At 73.0% G+C, this 18971-nt stretch carries 13 protein-coding genes and 3 pseudogenes; 6 read left to right on the forward strand and 10 right to left on the reverse strand.

What is annotated here, in order from left to right:
* Nucleotides 1-76: 76 nt before the first annotated feature.
* The 3 genes and pseudogenes from Phou_RS49820 to Phou_RS49830 form a co-directional block, all read left to right on the forward strand.
* Nucleotides 77-1585: pseudogene (locus Phou_RS49820) on the forward strand (bifunctional 3'-5' exonuclease/DNA polymerase); the annotation flags it as partial.
* 86 nt (nucleotides 1586-1671) lie between these two features.
* Nucleotides 1672-2265 carry a nucleotidyltransferase family protein gene (locus Phou_RS49825; protein ID WP_173072197.1) on the forward strand — a complete coding sequence of 198 codons (594 nt, stop codon included), beginning with the start codon at nucleotides 1672-1674 and terminating at the stop codon, nucleotides 2263-2265.
* 41 nt (nucleotides 2266-2306) lie between these two features.
* Complete coding sequence (locus tag Phou_RS49830) at nucleotides 2307-2645, forward strand: YciI family protein (protein ID WP_173071923.1); 339 nt, start codon at nucleotides 2307-2309, stop codon at nucleotides 2643-2645.
* A gap of 12 nt (nucleotides 2646-2657) precedes the next feature.
* On the opposite strand, the gene Phou_RS49835 is transcribed toward Phou_RS49830, so the two are convergent.
* The 4 genes from Phou_RS49835 to Phou_RS49850 all read right to left on the reverse strand — a co-directional run bounded on the left by Phou_RS49835 (nucleotide 2658) and on the right by Phou_RS49850 (nucleotide 5565).
* Nucleotides 2658-3239, reverse strand: a complete 582-nt coding sequence (locus Phou_RS49835; RefSeq protein ID WP_173071925.1) for an ASCH domain-containing protein — start codon at nucleotides 3237-3239, stop codon at nucleotides 2658-2660.
* Nucleotides 3229-4119: an amidohydrolase family protein gene (locus Phou_RS49840; protein ID WP_246274877.1), complete on the reverse strand. Its 891-nt coding sequence runs from the start codon at nucleotides 4117-4119 to the stop codon at nucleotides 3229-3231. The genes Phou_RS49835 and Phou_RS49840 overlap by 11 nt, the downstream gene beginning before the upstream one ends.
* Nucleotides 4116-4925, reverse strand: a complete 810-nt coding sequence (locus Phou_RS49845) for a metal-dependent hydrolase (protein ID WP_173071927.1) — start codon at nucleotides 4923-4925, stop codon at nucleotides 4116-4118. The genes Phou_RS49840 and Phou_RS49845 overlap by 4 nt, the downstream gene beginning before the upstream one ends.
* A gap of 112 nt (nucleotides 4926-5037) precedes the next feature.
* Nucleotides 5038-5565, reverse strand: coding sequence for a DUF1707 domain-containing protein (locus Phou_RS49850; protein ID WP_173071929.1), 528 nt, complete (start codon nucleotides 5563-5565; stop codon nucleotides 5038-5040).
* A 278-nt stretch (nucleotides 5566-5843) separates the two neighbouring features.
* On the opposite strand from Phou_RS49850, the gene Phou_RS49855 reads away from it, so the two are divergent.
* Both Phou_RS49855 and Phou_RS49860 read left to right on the forward strand, forming a co-directional pair.
* Complete coding sequence (locus tag Phou_RS49855) at nucleotides 5844-7286, forward strand: sensor histidine kinase (RefSeq protein ID WP_246274878.1); 1443 nt, start codon at nucleotides 5844-5846, stop codon at nucleotides 7284-7286.
* A complete protein-coding gene (locus Phou_RS49860) occupies nucleotides 7283-7954 on the forward strand; it encodes a response regulator (protein WP_173071931.1) in 672 nt (223 codons plus the stop codon). Before Phou_RS49855 ends, Phou_RS49860 begins: the two co-directional genes overlap by 4 nt.
* Nucleotides 7955-8000: 46 nt before the next feature.
* Here Phou_RS49860 and Phou_RS56235 read toward each other — a convergent pair whose 3' ends face one another.
* From Phou_RS56235 to Phou_RS49885, 5 genes and pseudogenes are all read right to left on the reverse strand, one after another.
* Entirely contained in the window at nucleotides 8001-8516 is a 516-nt protein-coding gene (locus tag Phou_RS56235) for a serine/threonine kinase C-terminal domain-containing protein (protein WP_503827023.1), read from the reverse strand.
* 365 nt (nucleotides 8517-8881) lie between these two features.
* A pseudogene (locus Phou_RS56240) lies at nucleotides 8882-9823 on the reverse strand (serine/threonine-protein kinase); the annotation flags it as partial.
* Nucleotides 9824-10000: 177 nt separating this feature from the next.
* A pseudogene (gene glgB / locus Phou_RS49875) lies at nucleotides 10001-11889 on the reverse strand (1,4-alpha-glucan branching protein GlgB).
* Complete coding sequence (locus tag Phou_RS49880; protein WP_178135028.1) at nucleotides 11886-13220, reverse strand: glycosyltransferase family 4 protein; 1335 nt, start codon at nucleotides 13218-13220, stop codon at nucleotides 11886-11888. Before Phou_RS49880 ends, glgB begins: the two are co-directional and overlap by 4 nt.
* Before the next feature lie 153 nt (nucleotides 13221-13373).
* A complete protein-coding gene (locus Phou_RS49885) occupies nucleotides 13374-15278 on the reverse strand; it encodes an amylo-alpha-1,6-glucosidase (RefSeq protein ID WP_173071935.1) in 1905 nt (634 codons plus the stop codon).
* A 179-nt stretch (nucleotides 15279-15457) separates the two neighbouring features.
* Between Phou_RS49885 and Phou_RS49890 the strand changes: the two genes are divergently transcribed.
* Nucleotides 15458-18097, forward strand: coding sequence for an MGH1-like glycoside hydrolase domain-containing protein (locus tag Phou_RS49890; RefSeq protein ID WP_173071937.1), 2640 nt, complete (start codon nucleotides 15458-15460; stop codon nucleotides 18095-18097).
* A gap of 169 nt (nucleotides 18098-18266) precedes the next feature.
* Here the strand turns inward: Phou_RS49890 and Phou_RS49895 are convergent, their stop codons facing one another.
* The gene (locus tag Phou_RS49895) at nucleotides 18267-18959 is read right to left on the reverse strand and encodes a DUF4097 family beta strand repeat-containing protein (RefSeq protein WP_173071939.1); all 693 of its coding nucleotides are present in this window, start codon (nucleotides 18957-18959) and stop codon (nucleotides 18267-18269) included.
* Nucleotides 18960-18971 lie beyond the last annotated feature (12 nt).

Genomic DNA, 18971 nt, shown 5'->3' on the forward strand with positions numbered 1-18971 from the left:
CGCGCCACAAAGTCCCTGATCAACTGTCGGACCGCGGTGGCACACTGACCGCGTGGAGTGGTTGGCGCCGGATGGGCGGGTCGTGTGGGGCTCCACCGCCGCTGCCTATCCGGCGCTGCTGCGCGCGGGCCGGCGGGTCGAGCGCTGCCACGACGTCGAGCTGACCGAGGCGCTGCTGCTCGGCCACGCCGGGCGGTGGGGTGAGCCCCGCTCGCTCACCGCGGCCTGGGCCCGGCTCACCGGTGCGCCGGTGCCGCCCGACCCGCCGCCGCGCGCCGCCGTCCCGCCGGGCGACGGTCAGGCGTCGCTCTTCGACGCGGCGCCGCCGCCCCCTGACGACCCGGAGATCATCGCCCGGGTCTACCAGGACCAGAGCGCCCGCATCGCCCGCACCGAGCACCCCGGCCGCTTCCGCCTGCTGGTGGCCGCCGAGTCGGCCGGCGCGCTGATCGCCGCCGAGATGGGCGCGGCTGGGCTGCCGTGGCGCGCCGACATCCACGACAAGCTCCTACACGAGCTGCTCGGCGAGCCGTCGCCGGTGGGCGGGCCGCCGCGGCGCCTGGCCGAGCTCTCCGCGCGGATCGCCGCCGCGCTCGAGGTGCGCCAGCTGCACCCCGAGTCGCCGCACGAGGTGCTGCGCGCGTTCGCCCGGGTCGGCGTCCACCTGCCCAACACGCGTGCCTGGTCGCTGCGCGGGGTCGACCACCCGGCCGTGCCGCTGTTGCTGGAGCACAAGGAGCTGTACCGGATCTGGACCGCGCACGGCTGGGCCTGGCGCGACGCGTGGGTCCACAATGGACGGTTCCGCCCCGAGTTCGTGCCGGCCGGCGTCGTCTCCGGCCGCTGGGCCACCCGCGGCGGCGGGGCGCTGCAGATCCCCAAGGTGGTGCGGCGCGCGGTCGTCGCCGACCCCGGGTGGAAGCTCGTGGTGGCCGACGCCGGCCAGCTCGAGCCCCGCGTGCTCGCCGCCGTCTCCGGTGACGAGCGCCTGGCCGCCGCGGCAGCCTCCGGCGACCTGTACTCCGCGCTGGCCGCCGACGCCTTCAGCGGCGACCGGGCCCGCGCCAAGGTCGCGCTGCTCGGCGCCATGTACGGGCAGACCGGCGGCGCCGCCGTCCCCGCCCTCGCCACCCTCAAGCGCAACTACCCGACCGCCTTCGAGTACGTGGAGGCGGCCGCCCGCACCGGCGAGGGCGGTGGCCTGGTCCGCTCCTGGCTGGGCCGCACCTGCCCACCCCGGTCTGCGGCGCTCGGCGAGGAGGAGCTCGGCACCGTCGACGGCGGGGGAGCGAGCGCGCGGGCCCGTGGCCGCTTCACGCGCAACTTCGTCATCCAGGCCACCGCCGCCGAGTGGGCGCTCACCCTGCTCGCCACCCTTCGCGGCCACCTCGCCGGCAGCGGTGCCGACCTGGTCTTCTTCCAGCACGACGAGGTGCTGGTGCACGCGCCCGAGGAGCGCGCGGCCGAGGTCAGCGAGGCGGTGTGGGCCGCCGCCACGCGCGCCGGGCAGCTGCTTTTCGGAGCGACCGCGGTCCGCTTCCCCCTCGACGTGTCCGTCGTTGATTGTTACGCCGACGCCAAATGAGCCGCCCGGGTCTTTCCCGGGGAGGCCGATGTGCTCAGACTTGACGCGGCACACCTGGGGGGGTGTTCGCGATGGCAACTGCGGGGATGGTCATTGCCGCCGGCGGGGGACGCCGGATCGGCGGGCCGGAGGCACTGTTACGGCACGACGGCACGCCGCTGGTCGACCTGGCGATCGAGACCGTGCGCGACGGCGGCTGCGAGCCGGTGGTCGTCGTGCTCGGCGCGGCCGCCGACGAGGTCAAGGCCGCGGCCGAGCTCAAGGGCGCGAGCGTCGTGGTCGACAAGACCTGGGGGAGGGGTATCGGCAGCTCGCTGCGTGTCGGGCTGGCGGCCCTGACGGACACCCTGGCCGACGCGGTGCTGGTGGTGCCGGTCGACATGCCGGGCGTCACCGCCCACGCGGTGCGGAGGGTGGCCGCGCTGCCCTACTCCGACGTCCTTGTCTGCGCCACCTACGAGGGTCGGCGCAGCTTCCCGATGCTCTTCGGCCGCAAGCACTGGTCCGGCATCTCGACGGTGGCGCACGCCGACACGGGCGCCCGGCCGTACCTGCTGGCCCACAAGCACGAGGTGCTCGACGTCGCGTGCGACCGGATCGCCGACGGCTCGCGCCTGGAGAGCCCCGAGGCGGTGGCCGCGTTCAAGCTCACCATCCCCGCCCAGCGCACGCGGCAGTAGCGCGCCGTCGATTCCGCCCACTCGCCGATCGTCATGAGGTCATGAAGTACATCCTGCTGCTCTGGGAGCCCGACACCGACTGGCAGGCGCTGCCCAAGGAACGCCTGGACGCCGCCCTCGCCGAGCACACCGCCTTCATCCGCTACCTGGACGAGCGCGGCATCCCGTGGACGGGCGGCGCGCTGTCCGCCCAGGACACCGCGACGACGCTGCGCCCCGGCCCGGACGGTCCGGTGGTGACGGACGGCCCGTTCATCGAGCTGAAGGAGGGCATCGGCGGCTACTACACCATCGAGGTGCCGGACCACGCGACGGCGCTCGAGGTGGCCGCCCACTGCCCGATGGCTTCCGCGACCGAGGTCCGCCCGATCTGGGGCTGACCCCGCCGCCGGTCAGGGGCGGTGGGTGAGGTAGGCGGCGCCGCGCGGGGAGAGGCGGTAACCGACCTCCAGGCTCTCGGTCAGGCCGAGCGCCTTCAGCTTGCGGACGTCCGCCTTGAACGAGGGGACGTCGCGGCCCAGCGTGGCGGCGAGGTCCGCGGCGCGTACCCCCGGATGGTCGGCGATCGCCCGCAGCGCCGCGGCGGTCCACGGGCCTCGGGTGCTGGCGTGGTCGAGGCGGGCCAGGCGGAGGTCGATGGCGGCCACGCCCGCGTCGTCCAGGCCGTCGTCGGCGGCCAGCGCCTCCCGCGGGTCGGGGCCGGCGACGCGGCGGAAGTGCAGCAGGTACAGGTGGCCGTCGGACGGGCCGTGCAGGTGGCCCAGCAGCTCGTCCACGCTCCCGAAGCCGGCGGCGCGGGCGTCGGCCTGGGTGAGCTCCTCCGGCTGTACCGGATCGACGGCCGTCACCTCGACGAGGCCGGCGCCGGTCCGATAGGTCCGGCCGGCCACGACCTGGGGGCGGCGCCACCGGCGCAGTGTCGCGGTGATCGTGCCGTCCGCGATGCCGTCGCGCAGCCGCCGCTCAAACAGCATTACCGAAGCGTTCCATAAAATTTGCCCAACAGACCGCTCGCAGCCAGTCGTCGCCCAGATCGAGCCGGGCGAGGCCGGCGAGCTGGTCGGCGTACTCGTAGGGGATGTTCGGAAAGTCGCTGCCGAGCAGCACCTTGCCGGCCAGTCCGAGGTCGCGCAGCCGCGCGTGCAGGGCGCTCGGAAACGGCACGAACTGGTCGAAGAACGGCGTGAACGCCATCGTGGTGTCCAGGGCGACCCGCTCGTACGTCTCGGCCAGCGCGATGAAGTCCTCGTAGTCCGGAGCGCCCATGTGCGCCACGATCGCGGGCAGCCGCGGGTGGCGCGCGAGCAGCGCGGCGAAGGGGGACGGTCCGGTGTACTCGGCCGCCACCGGCGCGTGCCCGGCGTGTACGACGACCGGCACGCCCGCCTCGGCCAGCAGCCCCCACACCGGCCGCAGCGCGTCGTCGAGCGGGTCGAAGGCGCCCACCTGGAGGTGCACCTTGAAGACGCGCGCGCCGGCGTCGAGCGCGGCGGTCACGTACTCCACCGCGTCCGGCTCGGGGTAGAACGTGGCCGACGGGAGGCAGCCGGGCGTGTCGCGGGCGAACGCGAGCGTCCAGTCGTTGAGCTCGGCGGCCATGCCGGGGCGGTGCGCGTACGCGAGCGCGGTGAAAGCGCGCACCCCCAGCTTTTCCAGGTGCGCCACCCGCTCCGCGTCGGGCCAGCGGTACCGGATCGGCCACTCCACGCCGACCAGCGGTCCGGCCGCGTCGAAGTGCGCCCACACGCGGCGCAGCATGCGCGGCGGCAGGAAATGGACATGCACGTCGGCGAGGCCGGGCAGGCCCAGAGCGCCCCAGAACGCCGGGACGGTGCCGTCACCGGAAATGTTCACACCTCGATATTGAACCGGCGCAGGACGGAGGGCGCCAGCAGCCCCCACGCGGACAGCAGCGAGACCACCATGAACGCGCCGCGGAACAGGTAGACCTCCACCGCGCCGCCGGCGCGCAGGGCGAAGGCGTCCGGCATGCCGAACATCCGCCACATGCGGCGACCGGTGGGGATGGGCCAGAGGATGGGTACGCCGGCGCGGGTGACCAGGTCGCCGAGCAGGTGCACCAGGCAGCCGACGCCGACCGCGACCCCGAGCATCGGGTACCCCCGGTCGCCGGGCAGGCGCAGCGCGGTGCCCCAGGCGGCGGCGAGCGAGATGAGCGTGATGAGCAGCCAGCCGGCCCGCTTGGCCCACTCGTCGAAGAGGCCGCGCAGGGCGAGGCCGATCATGACGAAGAGGATGCCGATGACGGCCCATTTGCCGTACGCGGTGCACAGCGCCGTCGTACCCCAACCCACCAGCACGGTGAACGGGAGCGTGTGGGTGAGCGTGCGGTGGCCGTTTTCGCGGTCGGGATCGTCGCTGAGCTTGGTCACGTGGTAGACCGCGAGCGACACCTTCTCGATCACCTCGGCCAGGAAGAGCGACGCCACGCCGAACGTGCGCGCCACCGTGGCACCGCCCTTGTTGCGGGTGACCCGGCCGGACAGGTCGAGGTCGGGAAAGAGCGCGCCGCCGGCACACACGGCGGTGCCGACGGCGATGGCGAGCGGGGACTGCTCGTATCCGGCGAAGTGGTCAAGGGCCCAGGAACCGCCCAGCCAGACGGCCGCGCCGGACAATGCGTGAGAGGGGCCCATCATGCGCGGGACTGTCGCAGAGCGACAGTCCACATTCAACGACCGCCACGGTGGTACTCACCACGCCGCCGGGCGGCGCCTCACCGGCGCGGGAGGCGCCACCCGACCGCTGCGGTCACCACTCGTCGCGGTACCCCCTACCGCACGGGCCGTGCCCGCGGTACTCGGCTTCCATCCGCCACTCGCCGCGGCCCTGCCAGTCCCGGCCGCGCGGCCCGCGCCAGTCGCCGCGGTGCCGGTACCCGCCGTGGCCGTGCCACGCGGCGTGCTTGGCCAGCCCCAGGAAGAGGAAGGCCAGCGGGATGATCGGCCAGAAGAACCCGACCCCGGAGAGCACCCACAGCCCCACCAGGATGGCCGCGACCACCATCACGCCACCCGCGTGCCGCCGCAGCATGCCGCGCGCGAACGTCCTCGCCTCCGGCGTCTCGGCCAGCGCGCGCCGCCCCCCGCCCGGCAGGTCGGTGACGAGTCCGCCCAGTTCGTCCCGGTACGTCGCCGCGTACGCCTTGGCCAGCCGCTCCTCGCCCTCGGCCAGGTCCAGCCGCCCCTCGGTCATCGCGGCGCGGAGGATGGTCGCCATCTGCTCCCGTTCGGCGTCCGAGGCTCGTACGCGCCCGGCGCCGGTCTCCGTTGCTGTCATGCCATCGAGCGTCCCGGAACGGCCGGCCTGGCGCGTCGGGCAGGCGGAGGCATCGTCCGGCCAACGGCAGGAGCAGGAGCGGTTCCGCGTGTACCACCGGGGGAGTAGCGGAGGGGGACGTGGGCGGGTGGTGGGTACTCCCCGCGAGGTACGAGCGATAGCCGCGGCGGGGCGATGCCGAGGTGGGGCCGTGTGCCATACGGTCGGACCGTGAGCGAGCGAGTTGGCGCGGCGGCGTGCGCACCGTGGCGCCCCGGCGACGGCGTCGGGGACACCCGGTGAGCCGGGACCGGCAGCGCTGGGAGCGGCCGGGCGGCGACTCGCGCCCTCCGTGGGATCGGCGTGGCGACGACCCGCGCCCTCCGTGGGAGCGGCACGGCGGCGGTCCCCGCGGCCGTTGGGAGCCGCGCCGGTGGGATCCCAACCGCAAGCGCCACGCCGGTGGCCTGGTGATCGTCAGCGCGGTGGCGCAGGTGCTCGCCGCCCGGACCGCGCCAGAAGACCCGGACGCCATCGGATACGCGATCCTGCTCGCCGGCCCGCTCGCCCTCGCCTGGCGATACAAGTTTCCGGTGCCCGTGCTGGCGGTCACGATCGCGAGCGCGTTGGGGTTCGCGGAGTGGGCGGACCAGCCGCGCGGGCCGTATTTCCTGGCGGCCATCTTCGCCGTCTTCGCCGCGATCGACGCGGGCAAGCGCATGGCCACGTGGGCCCTGGTCGCCGCGGGGTTCATCGGATATGCGGCCGTAACCCGTCCTGATTGGGGACGGGCGGCGGTCATCGCGGCGGTCGTCGCCGTCTCGCTGCTGCTGGCCGAGGCCAACAGGGTGCGCCGGCAGCAGTTCGCCGAGGTCGCCAAGTACCGGGCCGAGCAGGCCCGCGCCCGCGCCGAGCAGGAGAAGCGGCAGGCCAGCGAGGAGCGGCTGCGGATCGCCCGCGAGCTGCACGACGTGCTGGGCCACCACCTGTCCTTGATCAACGTACAGGCCGGGGTGGGGCTGCACCTGATGGACACGCGCCCCGAGCAGGCCCGCGAGGCGCTGACCGCCATCAAGTCGGCGAGCGCTGAGGCGCTGCGCGAGGTGCGTTCGGTGCTCGGGGTTCTCCGTCCGGAGGAGGAGGCGGCGCCCCGCGCGCCGGCGCCCAGCCTGGCCCGGCTCGACGACCTCACGGCCGACGCCGGCCTGCCGGTGCGCACGGTCGTCGACGGCGAGCCGCGGCCGCTGCCGGCCGAGGTGGACCGCGCGGCGTACCGGATCGTGCAGGAGGCGCTCACCAACGTGCGCCGCCACGCCGGGGCGGAGGCGTCCGCGGTGGTGACGATCGGATACGGCGACGAGGCGGTCACCGTGCGGGTGGCCGACGACGGTGTGGGCGGCCCGGCCGCGCCCGAGGCGGGCAACGGCATCGCCGGCATGCGCGCGCGGGCGGCCGCGCTGGGCGGCACGCTGGTGGCCGGCCCGTCCGCCGCCGGCGGCGGCTTCACGGTGGCGGCCACGCTGCCACTGGCACCCCCGACCGACGGCCAAGGCCCCGCCCATCCACCGCCCACCGCCGACGACCGTGCGAGGACACCGTCCGACACCGCCGCCCCTGCCCGCGGACCGTCCGGCGGTGCGCGGGAATCGGGCGGTGGCGGCGGGGCGGCCGCTGCCGAGGGTGGGCCGGGATCGGCGGCGAGGCAGGGTGCGGATCGGCGCGTCGACGAGGGGGATAAATGATCAGGGTGCTGCTGGCGGACGACCAGGGGCTGGTGCGGGCCGGGTTCCGGGCGTTGCTCGACGCGGAGCCGGACATCGAGGTGGTGGCCGAGGCGGCGGACGGTGTCGATGCGGTCCGCCTCACCGAGCGGACCAAGCCCGACGTGGTGCTCATGGACATCCGCATGCCGGGCGTCGACGGCTTGGAGGCCACCCGCCGCATCGCGGCCGACCCGGCGCTGGCGGCGACCCGGATCGTCATCCTGACCACGTTCGAGCTGGATGAGTACCTGTTCGAGGCACTGCGCGTCGGCGCGTCGGGGTTCCTCGTCAAGGACACCGAGCCGGTCGAGCTGCTGCGCGGCGTGCGCGCGGTGGCGGCGGGCGACGCCCTGCTCTCGCCCGGTGTGACGCGCCGGCTCATCGCCGAGTTCGCCGGGCGCGGTGGTGCGCAGCCGTCCGCGCCGGAGCCGTCGCTGGCGCAGCTGACCGACCGCGAGCGTGAGGTGATGGCCCTCGTCGGCGCCGGACTGTCCAATGAGGAGATCGCCGCCCGCCTCGTGGTCAGCCCGGCCACCGCCAAGACCCACGTGAGCCGCGCGATGGTCAAGCTCGGTGCCCGCGACCGCGCCCAGCTCGTCGTCTACGCCTACGAGGCCGGCCTGGTGCGCCCCGGCTGGCTCGGCTGACCCGAGCGCCCCGCCGCCGCGCGGGATCGTGGTTCGCGGGCGCCGGTCACCGGGCGGGCGCGAAGCTCGCGTTGATCATGTTGAGGTAGGCGAGGTTGCCGGCCCAGTCGAGCTCGCGGGTGACCCACAGGATCGTGTAGGCCTGCTTCGCCGACGTGCGGAAGAGCTCCTGCCGCGCGTGCAGCCGCTCGCCCTTGGGGCTCAGCCACGTGCAGTCCCAGTCGGCGCCGCCGTCGAAGTAGCGGTTGGGCAGGATCGCGACCTGCTTGTACTCGTCGAGCGCGCCGCCGGCCACCACCTTGCGCTCCTCGGACTTCCAGTGCGCGACCGGGTCGCCGCGCAGGCCCGGCCGGGTGTCCACGGCGAGCAGGCGGGCGCTGCCCGGCTCGCGGAAGCAGACCACGTCGCCGTCGCGGTAGTAGGTCCACGAGGAGGGGACCGCCATCGTGAAGCCGCTCGGGTCGGCGTGCCACGAGAAGCCGTCCGCGAGCGCGTACCGCGGGGTGGCCGGCGGTGCGGGCCGCTTCGGGGCGGTGCCGGTCGGCGGTGAGCCGCACGGCATGCCCCCGCCGGCGCCGGCGCCGCTGGCCGGAGGTGAGGCGCTCGGGGAGGTGGTGGAGGCGCCGGCGACGACGCCAGGGGTACCCCGCTGTCGCCTTGAAGCGCGACCACCGCGCTGGCCGCACCGACCGCGGTGAGCAGTGCGGCGGCGGCCCCGATGACCAGCCTGCGCCTCCCGCGGGCGGCGCCCTCGGCGGGAAACTCGGGGCGCGGCCCGTCCGGCGAACGGCGCGGGCGCGGCCGCAGCCGGGTGCGCGGCTGCACGGCCGGCGGTGGCAGCGCGGCGCGGCGCAGCAGGCGCTCGGCCTCCGCGCCGGTGAGGCGGTGCTTGGGGTCCTTGCGCAGCAGCCCGCCGAGCAGCGGGCGGAGGGCGCCGGCGCGCGGGGCCGGGTCGGGCGGTGCGGTGGCGAGCGCGGTGAGGGTTGCCATCGTGGTCGAGCGGGCGTACGGCGAGCGCCCCTCCACGGCCGCGAAGAGCGTGGCACCGAGCGACCACAGGTCGGTCTCGATCGTGGAGACGCCGTCTTTGGCGCGTTCGGGAGCCACGTACTGCGGGGAGCCCATGATGAGCCCCGCGCGTGTCATCGCGCCGTCGCCGCCGTCGAACGTGGCGAGCCCGAAGTCGGTCAGCACGACCCGCCCGTCTTCCGCGATGAGAACGTTGTGCGGCTTGACGTCGCGGTGCAGGACGCCGGCGACGTGGGCGGCACGGAGGGCGTACAGCACGGCGAGGCCGATCTGCGCCACCCGCTCGACGGGCAGTGGCCCGTCCTGCGCGATGACCTCCTGGAGGGAGCGGGACGGCACGTACTCCATGACGATCCAGGGCCGGCCCTCGGTGTAGACCACGTCGTAGATCTGCACGGCGTTGGGGTGGTTGAGCTGTGCGGCGGCGCGGGCCTCGCGGATCGTGGTCTCGCGGAGCAGCTCGCGCTCCTCGGCCGTCATCCAGTCAGGCGGCACGACCTCTTTGATCGCCACCTCGCGCCGCAGCATCTCGTCGTTGGCCAACCAGACCCGACCCATGCCACCGCTGCCGACCGGCTTGACAAGGCTGTACCGCTCGGCGATGAGCACTCGCCACACGGACAAGGTTCCCCCATCAACGGCTGGGCGCCGCATTTCCACCACGATAAACAGACGCGGCGAGAGCCGCATTACGGGGAGATAACAAACTTTGGGCTGCACGGGAAACCTGTCCCAATGATCCAGATCGCCCCCGGACCAACGGTGCGAAACACCCGCCGAACGTCGGACATGGATACTCAACGTGATGTCCGATGTAGACAGACAAGCTCCGAGATCCATGGTCACGGCGCTGTGGAGCAAGCCTCCGGCCACGAACCGTGAGCGTCACGGTCGTGGCCGGATAGGCAAAACGAAGCGCGGAAAAGGACACTCGAATGGGTGACGTTGAATACCTTCGGATTTCGCACATAAGCGCCAGTCGGCCAGTCGGCGGCATCAATCGACCGGCGGGCGCCCTCACGCCGGGTGCGTGAGGGCCAACCAGATCGTGGCGTAAGCGCCGACGTGCACCGCCGCCGAGTGCGGGTGGCCGTGCGAGGGCTCGGCCTCGGTGCGTACGCCGCCGAAGTTGCCGACACCCGCCCCGCCGTAGCAGGGCGCGTCCGTGCTCAGGATCTCGGCCCAGTGGCCGGCCGCGGGCAGGCCGATGCGGTAGTCGGTGCGAGGTACACCGCTGAAGTTGGTCACGCAGGCGACCATCGAGCCGTCGTCGCCGATGCGGACGAACGACAGCACGTTCTGCTGCCAGTCGTCCCACGCGATCCACCGGAAGCCCGCGGGCGACGTGTCGCGCGACCACAGGGCGGGGAGTCGCGGTACAGGCGGTTGAGGTCACGCAGGAGCGCGGGCGTGCCGTCGCCGGACATGGACCAGTCGAGGCCCGACTGCTCGCTCCACTCGCGTTCGTCGGCCAGTTCGCAGCCCATGAAGAGCAGCTGCTTGCCCGGGAAGGCCCACATGTAGCCCAGGAAGCCGCGCAGGCCGGCGAGCTTCTGCCACCGGTCGCCCGGCATCTTGGCGACCAGCGAGCCCTTGCCGTGCACGACCTCGTCGTGGCTGATCGGGAGCAGGAACTGCTCGTCGAACGCGTACACCGTCGGCCAGGTCAGCTGGTTGTGGTGGTAGCGGCGGTAGAGCGGGTCCTTGCAGATGTACTCCAGCGTGTCGTGCATCCAGCCCATGTTCCACTTGAGGCCGAAGCCGAGGCCGCCCCAGTCGACCGGGCGCGACACGCCGGGCCACGCGGTGGACTCCTCGGCGATCATGACGACGCCGGGGTGGTTGCGGTACACGGTCTCGTTGAGCGTGCGCAGGAGGGAGATCGCCTCCAGGTGCTCGTTGCCGCCGTACGCGTTCGGCGCCCACTGCCCCGGCTCGCGCGAGTAGTCCAGGTACAGCATCGAGGCGACCGCGTCCACGCGCAGGCCGTCGATGTGAAACTCGTCGAGCCAGTACAGCGCGTTGGCGGTGAGGAAGTTGCGCACCTCGGTCCGGCCGTAGTTGAAGATGAGGCTGCCCCAGTCGGGGTGCTCGCCGGCCCACGGGTGTTCGTAGAGCGCGGTGCCGTCGAAGCGCGCCAGCGCCCAGTCGTCCTTGGGGAAATGGGCCGGCACCCAGTCGAGCAGGACGCCGATGCCGGCCTGGTGCAGCCGGTCCACGAGGTAGCGGAAGTCGTCCGGCTTGCCGAAGCGCGATGTCGGCGCGTAGTAGCCGGTGACCTGGTAGCCCCAGGACGGGCCGTAAGGGTGCTCGGCGACCGGCATCAGCTCCACGTGCGTGAAGCCGAGATCGGCCACATAGGACACCAACTGGTCGGCGAGTTCGCGGTAGGACAGGCCGGGGCGCCAGGAGCCGAGGTGCACCTCGTAGACGGACATGGGCCTGGCGTGGTGGTCGGGCGTGCGGGCGGCCATCCACGCCGCGTCGTCCCACCGGTACGCCGACTCGTACACCACCGAGGCGGTGCGCGGCGGGCACTCGGTGTGCGTGGCCATCGGGTCGGCGCGGTCGGTCCAGCGGCCGTCGGCGCCGTGGATGCGGTACTTGTACCGCGCACCCGGCTCGACGCCCGGCACGAACCCGGCGCGGATGCCGCTTCCGCCGAGCGGCTCCAGCACGATGCCGTCGTACGGGCCCCAGCCGGTGAAGTCGCCGATGACCCGGACCTCGTGGGCGTTCGGCGCCCACACCGCGAACCGGCAGCCGCCAGGGCGCGGGTGCGCGCCGAGCACCTCCCACAGCCGCTCGTGCCGGCCTTCGCCGAACAGGTACAGGTCGAGGTCGCTGATCAGCGGCTCATCGCTGGGGTTGAACTGGTGGGGCAGGGCAGGCAGGACGGTGGTCACGAAAGCACACCGTCCAGCGCGAGCAGGTTGCCGTCGGGGACGACGATTCTCGTGCGCCCTTCCTCCAGCAGCATTTCGGCCTGGCGGGTGTTGAAGACCGAGTTCTCCCGCTGGGCGGTCGCGTACGCGGCGACGGTGCGCGCGGCGATCGTCGACCACCCGTAGCGCTCGGCCACCATCGTGCGGGCCCGCTGCGCGACCGACCGCGCGAACGTCTGGTCGGACAGCAGCGTGCCGACCGCACCGGCGAGCGCGTCCGGGTCGCTGTGCGGGAACGTCACGCCGGTCACGCCCGGCTCCACGATCTCGGCGAGGCCGCCGGTCGCGGAGACCGCGAGCGGCGCGCCGGCCGCGGCCGCTTCGAGGGCGACCATGCCGAACGGCTCGTACAGGCTGGGCACCACTGTCGCGTCGGTGGCGGCGAGCACCGCGGGAAGCTGCTTCTCGTTCATGAACCCGGCGAAGCTGACCGTCCGGCCCAGGTCGAGGCTGTGCGCCACCTCCTGCAACTCCGTGCGGTACGGCCCGTCGCCGGCGATCACCAGGCGCAGGTCCGGGTGCCGGGAGCGCAGCTGCGGGATCGCGTGGAGGATGTGCTGGACGCCCTTCTCGTACACGAGGCGGCCGGCGAACCCGACCAGCGGGCCCTCGCCGGCGAACTGCGAGCGGGCCGCGGCGACCGCGCCCGGCTGGGCCTGCCACACCCGGTCGTCGACGCCGTTGGGGATGACCTCGACCCGCGTGGAAGGCAGCTCCAGCAGGCGGGACACCTCCCACTTCATGTACTCCGAGCAGACCAGCACCCGGCACGCCTCGCGCCCCAGCCACCACTCGACGGAGTGGATGCACCGGTTCATCTCGTCGGGCAGCCAGCCCTGGTGCCGCCCGGCCTCGGTGGCGTGGATGGTGGCGACGAGCGGGAGGTCGAGGTGCTCCTTGAGCGTGACCGCGGTGTGCGTCACGAGCCAGTCGTGGGCGTGGATCACGTCGTACTCGCCGGACTGGGCAGCCCGCAGGGCGGCGCGGGTCAGCGTGTGGTTGAACGCCATCGTCCAAGCGAGCAGGGACGGCGTGGAGAGCGGGAAGAGCGGCGGGTCCTCCGGGGCGCGGACGATGCGCACGCCGTCCGCGTACTCCTCCAGCGGCGCGCCGGGCGCGTGCCGGGTGACGACGGTGACCTCGTGGCCCGCCGCGGCAAGCGATGTGGACAGGTGGTGGACGTGCCGGCCGAGGCCGCCAACGACCACTGGCGGGTACTCCCAGGAAAGCATCAGAACCCGCTGTCGCGGTGAGGTCCGGATGTCGATTACGTCGCCGCCCGCCGAAGTCATGAAGCCCGCCCCCTAGTTGTGCAGTCGCCTCCTGCCCGCGCGCGCACCGGCACCCGGCCCCCGGTGCCTTCGCGTGTTGGGTTCGGACCAATCGTGCCGGTCACGAGAAAACCAGTGAAGACACCACCGTTGCGTGCATGTAACGCGCACCGATCAAAACCGTCGAGCGCGTAGCGCCTCAGCGACGGACCATCCCTGAAAGGGGCAGCCGGTCGCGACGTGAGGCGCGTACCCGTCGGCGGTTTCGCTTACGGATGCTAGGCCAAACTCGGGCAAATGAGACTCGATACCGGTGAACAACTCGCCAATTCCCCGGCCGGCTTTTTTCACCGCGTCCGCGTAGGGCCCCATTGTCCATGGCCACACCGTGCCTTGGTGGTACGCCGCGTCCCGCTGCGCCGGCGTGCCGCGGTGATTGCCGGTGAAGCCCGGCGAGTCGGGCGCGAGGCTGCGCGGGCCGAGTGGCGTCATGAGCGCCGCGCCGATCGTGCGGAGCGCGGACTCGTCGGGCTCCAGCGGCGCGTGCGGGAGTGACCACGCCAGCAGCTGGTTGGGGCGCAGCGACATGTCGTTGCCGCCGGGTCCGTCGAGCACGTCGTAGAGCCAGCCGGCCGGGCAGGGATAGCGGGCCCGGAACGACGCCAGCGCCTGAGTGTGCACCGAGGCCGCGGCGCCCGGGTCCTGGCCCACCCGCGCGGCCAGGTCCACGATCGCGGCGAGGCCGTTGACCCAGAGCGCGTTCACCTCGACCGGCTTGCCGGCACGCGGGGTGACCGGCACCCCGTACACGCGGGCGTCCATCCAGGTGAGCGCCTCGCCCGGCGAGCCCTGCGTGACCAGCCCGTCGGCCGGGTCGACGCGGATGCCGTACCGCGTGCCGGCCAGGTGGGCGTCGACCACCCCGCGCAGCGCGGGCAGCAGTTCGGCGGCCAGGTCGGTGTCGCCGGTGAGCGCCACGTGCCGGTCCACCGCGTGCAGGAACCACATCGTGGCGTCGCAGGTGTTGTACTCGACGCTGCCCGTGTCTGCCGTGTTGGCGAGCATGCCCCGCGAGAGCGTCCCCGCGTACCCGCGCAGCAGCTCCCGCCCCTCCTGCGCCCGGCCGGTCGCGAGGAACAGCCCCGCGTACGACGTCATCGTGTCCCGCGACCACGCGCCGAACCACGGGTAGCCGGCCACCACGTCGGGCCCCGCGCTCGTGCGCACCACGAAGGCGTCGGCCGCGAGCGCGAGCGTGGCGTCGACCGGGTCGGCCGGCGTGGCGGCCGCGATGACCTTCCAGTGCCGCTCCCGGGCGGCGGCCACCACCTGCGCGGCCGGTGCGGGGCGGTCGTCGAGGTCACCGGCCCAGGCGAGTACCTCCAGCGTGTCGCCGGGCGTGTCGAGCGTGCCGCCGAAGCGCCCCGCGTACCAGGCGTCCTCTTCGGACGTGAGCCCGCGCGCGGCCTCCTCCCGGTGATGGACGCCGCGCCACCACTGCCCGGCCGGGGACCAGCCGGGGCCGGCCATCCGGTACGCCTGTTCGACGACCGCGCCGTCCGCCGTCGGGATGACCCGCGGCGGCGGGCCGTCCGCGCGCCGCTCGCCGTGCGCGTCCCGCCAGGTGCAGATCGCCTCCAGTGCCAGCCGCACGCCCTCGCCGGCGATCAGGCGGTGGACCACGGCGACCGCCGGGCGGCCGTGGACCATCGCGATCTCCCGCTCGATCACCACGTCGCCGATCCGCCACCGCCACCTCGGGAGCCCGTCGGCGAGGTCGAAGCGCTCGATCAGGTGATGGCCCTTCGGCTCGATCGCGCCGGAGGCCCACTCGTGGGTGGCGAGCCGCACCTGCGCCCCGGACGGGAGGGTGACCACCGGATCGAGTGACACCAATCCCACGTGGCGGGACGCCGGCACATCGCCGGAAACGACGAGGAGCGCATGGTACCGGCGGGTGCGCAGGCCGGCGACGGTTCCCATGGCATAGCCACCCAGGCCGTCGGTGAGCAGCCACTCCCGGGTGGCACCCACCGAAAGATCGCCACAGACCTGCGGCCCGAAACCGATGGGAATCATACGGTGATGCCGTCCCTCGCGGTCCGTTGCAACGCACTCGCTGAGTTGGATGATTCGCTCGCAAGCTCGCTCATTAGGCTCCTTACCAAGAACGGGGTGCGGTGACGTTGCCCGTAACACGCCACCGGGACAATGGTCCCGTGTGGTCACGACGACGGAAGGCGAAGGTGGCGAACGGGGTGACGTCCGCCAGCGACGCGGAGCATACGCGGCTGGCGCAGGCGAACGCGGGGGAGCAGCCATGGCGGGCCTGGGGGCCGTACCTGTCGGAGCGGGCCTGGGGCACCGTCCGGGAGGACTACTCCGAGCACGGCACGGCATGGGACTACTTTCCCCACGACTGGGCCCGCTCCCGCGCCTACCGGTGGAACGAGGACGGCATGGGCGGCGTGTGCGACGACCGCCAGACGTTCTGCTTCGCCCTCGCCCTCTGGAACGGCCAGGATCCCATCCTCAAGGAGCGGATGTTCGGCCTCGGCGGCGACGGCGGCAACCACGGCGAGGACGTCAAGGAGTACTGGTGGTACGAGGACTCCACCCCGACCCACTCCTTCATGCGCTGGCGTTACCACTACCCGCAGGCCGCCTTCCCGTACGACGACCTGGTGGCCGTCAACGCCGCCCGGGGACGTGACGAGACCGAGTACGAGCTCGTCGACACCGGCGTCTTCGACGAGGACCGCTACTGGGCGGTGACCGTCGACTACGCCAAAGCCTCGCCGACCGACATGTGCATCGTGGTCAACGTGGCCAACCGCGGCCCGGACACCGCGACGCTGCACGTGTTGCCCACCTTGTGGTTTCGCAACACCTGGTCGTGGGGGCTGCCCGGCCGCGACCAGGTGCCGGTGCTGACCGGCGGCGACGGGCGGCTGGTCGGCGAGCACTGGGTGCTCGGCCAGATCGTGCTGCAGGGCGAGGGCGACCCGACCGTGCTGTGCTGCGACAACGAGACCAACACGCAGCGGCTGTGGGGGCTGGCCGGCCGCAGTGAGTACCCGAAGGACGGCATCAACGACCACGTGGTCGACGGCGCCGACACGGTGAATCCGGACTTGACCGGGACAAAAGGGGCGCTCCACTACAAGCTGAGCGTGCCCGCCGGTGGGGAGATGTGGATCCGGCTGCGGCTCACGCTCACCGCGCCGCCGCCCGGTGACGAGGCGCCGCCCCTGCTCGACCTCGGCAAGGACTTCGACAAGGTGGTCGCCGCGCGGCGGGCCGAGGCCGACGCGTACTTCGCCGCCCTCACCCCCAAGCGCGCCACCCGCGAGGAGGCCGCGGTGCTCCGCAAGGCCATCGCGGGGCTGATGTGGGGCAAGCAGTTCTACCACTTCGACGTCGAGCAGTGGCTGGGCGGAGACCCGGCCAGCGTGCCGCCGCCGGCGGGCCGCAAGCACGGGCGCAACAGCGCCTGGTGGCACATGAACAGCTTCGACGTGATCTCCATGCCCGACCCCTGGGAGTACCCCTGGTACGCCGCCTGGGACCTGGCCTTCCACTGCGTCACGCTGGCCCGGGTCGACCCGGAGTTCGCCAAGCAGCAGGTGCTGCTGCTCCTCCGCGAGTGGTACATGCACCCCAACGGCCAGATCCCGGCGTACGAGTGGGCCTTCGGCGACGTCAACCCGCCCGTGCACGCGTGGGCGGCGCTGCGCGTGTTCGAGATCGACGGCGGCCGCGACTACGACTTCCTCGCCCGGGTGATGCACAAGCTGCTGCTGAACTTCACGTGGTGGGTCAACCGCAAGGACATCAACGGCAACAACGTCTTCGAGGGCGGCTTCCTGGGCCTGGACAACGTGGGCCCCTTCGACCGCTCGGCCGCCCTGCCGGTCGCCGGCGTGCTGGAGCAGTCCGACGGCACCGGCTGGATGGCCATGTACGCGCTCAACCTGCTCGACATGGCCGTGCGCCTGGCCGAGCACGACCACGCGTACGAGGACGTGGCCACCAAGTTCTTCGAGCACTTCGCGTACATCGCGGCCGCCGCGTACCACCAGGGGCTGTGGGACGAGGAGGACTCGTTCTTCTACGACCAGCTCCGCCTGCCCGACGGCAGCACGGTACCGCTCAAGGTGCGCTCGGTGGTCGGCCTGCTCCCGCTCGCCGCCACCACCACGCTCAGCTCGCGCACGCTCGGGCGGCTGCCGGAGCTGGCCGCGCGGCTGCGGTGGTTCCTGACCAACAAGCCGGCGTACGCGGACGTGGTCGGCGCCCGCCGGCTCTCCGGCGACGGCCTCAAGCGCCGCCTGCTGTCGATGGTCGGCCCCGAGCAGATCGTGCGGATCCTGGCCCGGATGCTCGACGAGGAGGAGTTCCTCTCCCAGTACGGGCTGCGCACGCTGTCCCGGCGCCACCTGGACAAGCCGTTCACGGTCGAGCTGGGCGGCCAGGAGTTCACCGTCGGCTACGAGCCGGCCGAGTCCACCAGCGGCCTCTTCGGCGGAAACTCCAACTGGCGCGGCCCGATCTGGATGCCCACCAACTACCTGCTGATCTGCGCGCTGCGCGACTACGCCGCGTTCTTCGGCGACGACCTGGTCATCGAGCACCCCACCCGCTCGGGCAAGAAGCGCACGCTCAACGAGGTCGCCGACGACCTCTCCGACCGCCTGATCTCGCTCTTTGTGCCGGACGCGTGGGGCCGCCGCCCGATGTACGGCGCCTGCGAGCTCTTCCAGAACCACCCCGACTGGAAGGACCTGATCGCCTTCCCGGAGTACTTCCACGGCGACAACGGCGCGGGCCTCGGCGCCTGGCACCAGACGGGCTGGACCGCGCTGGTCGCCGACCTGATCCTCACCACCCGCCGGTAGCGCTCGGTGACGGCGGCGGCGCCCCCTCGACGCCGCCGCCGTCCGCCGGTGGCGCGGTGTCGTCGCACCTCGCGACGGGGGACCCGTTGCTCCACCGCTCCGGCGTTGCCCAGCGGGTACAGCATCGCGGTCCGAGTTCATCGAAACGGCATAGTCGCCGCACGGCCGCCTACGCGGGGCTCACCGTGATCTCGCCGGTGCTCGACCGCAGCGTCACGGCGTTCGGCGCGTCAGGGCGGCTGGGCAGGTCGACGACCGGTCCGGCGTCGGTCCGGGCATCGATCCGGTACGCGTCGCCGGCCGGCAGGAACACCCGCGTCGCGCCCACGTCGTTTCGCACCTCGACGGTGCGCGGGGCGGCCGCGAAACGCAGCTCGACGTCGCCGACGCTCGTGGTGGCCTTGACCGGCCCGGCAAGGCCCGAGCCCTTGATGGCGCCGACGTCCGTGGTGACGTCGAGCGCGGCGGTCACGCCGGTCACGGTCACCGGCGCCGTGCCCACCTTGACGGTCACCGCGACGCCGCGGGGCACATCGACGCGGTAGTGGGTCGCGCACTGCCCGTCGGCGTCGGCCGCCTTGCCGCAGCCGCGGTCCAGCAGGTACAAGGTGCCGCCCTCGACCCGGTGGCTGGTCAGCGGGGGCAGGTCGGCGTACACGCGCCGCTCTTGCACCCGCACCGGACCGTCGGCGACGCTCACCTCGACGGAGCCCGACCGGCCGGTGAGGTCCACCGTGGTCACGGCATCCGGCACGTCGTACGACTTCAGGTCCTCCGCGGTCTCGAAAGCGGAGGTGTCGCACGCGGCGAGCGCGAGCGACGCGAGCACCGCCAAGGGCAGGAATCTCGTCGACGGCGCCATCGGCCGGACCCT

It is taken from the genome of Phytohabitans houttuyneae, from assembly GCF_011764425.1.
GTDB classification, from domain to species: Bacteria; Actinomycetota; Actinomycetes; order Mycobacteriales; family Micromonosporaceae; genus Phytohabitans; species Phytohabitans houttuyneae.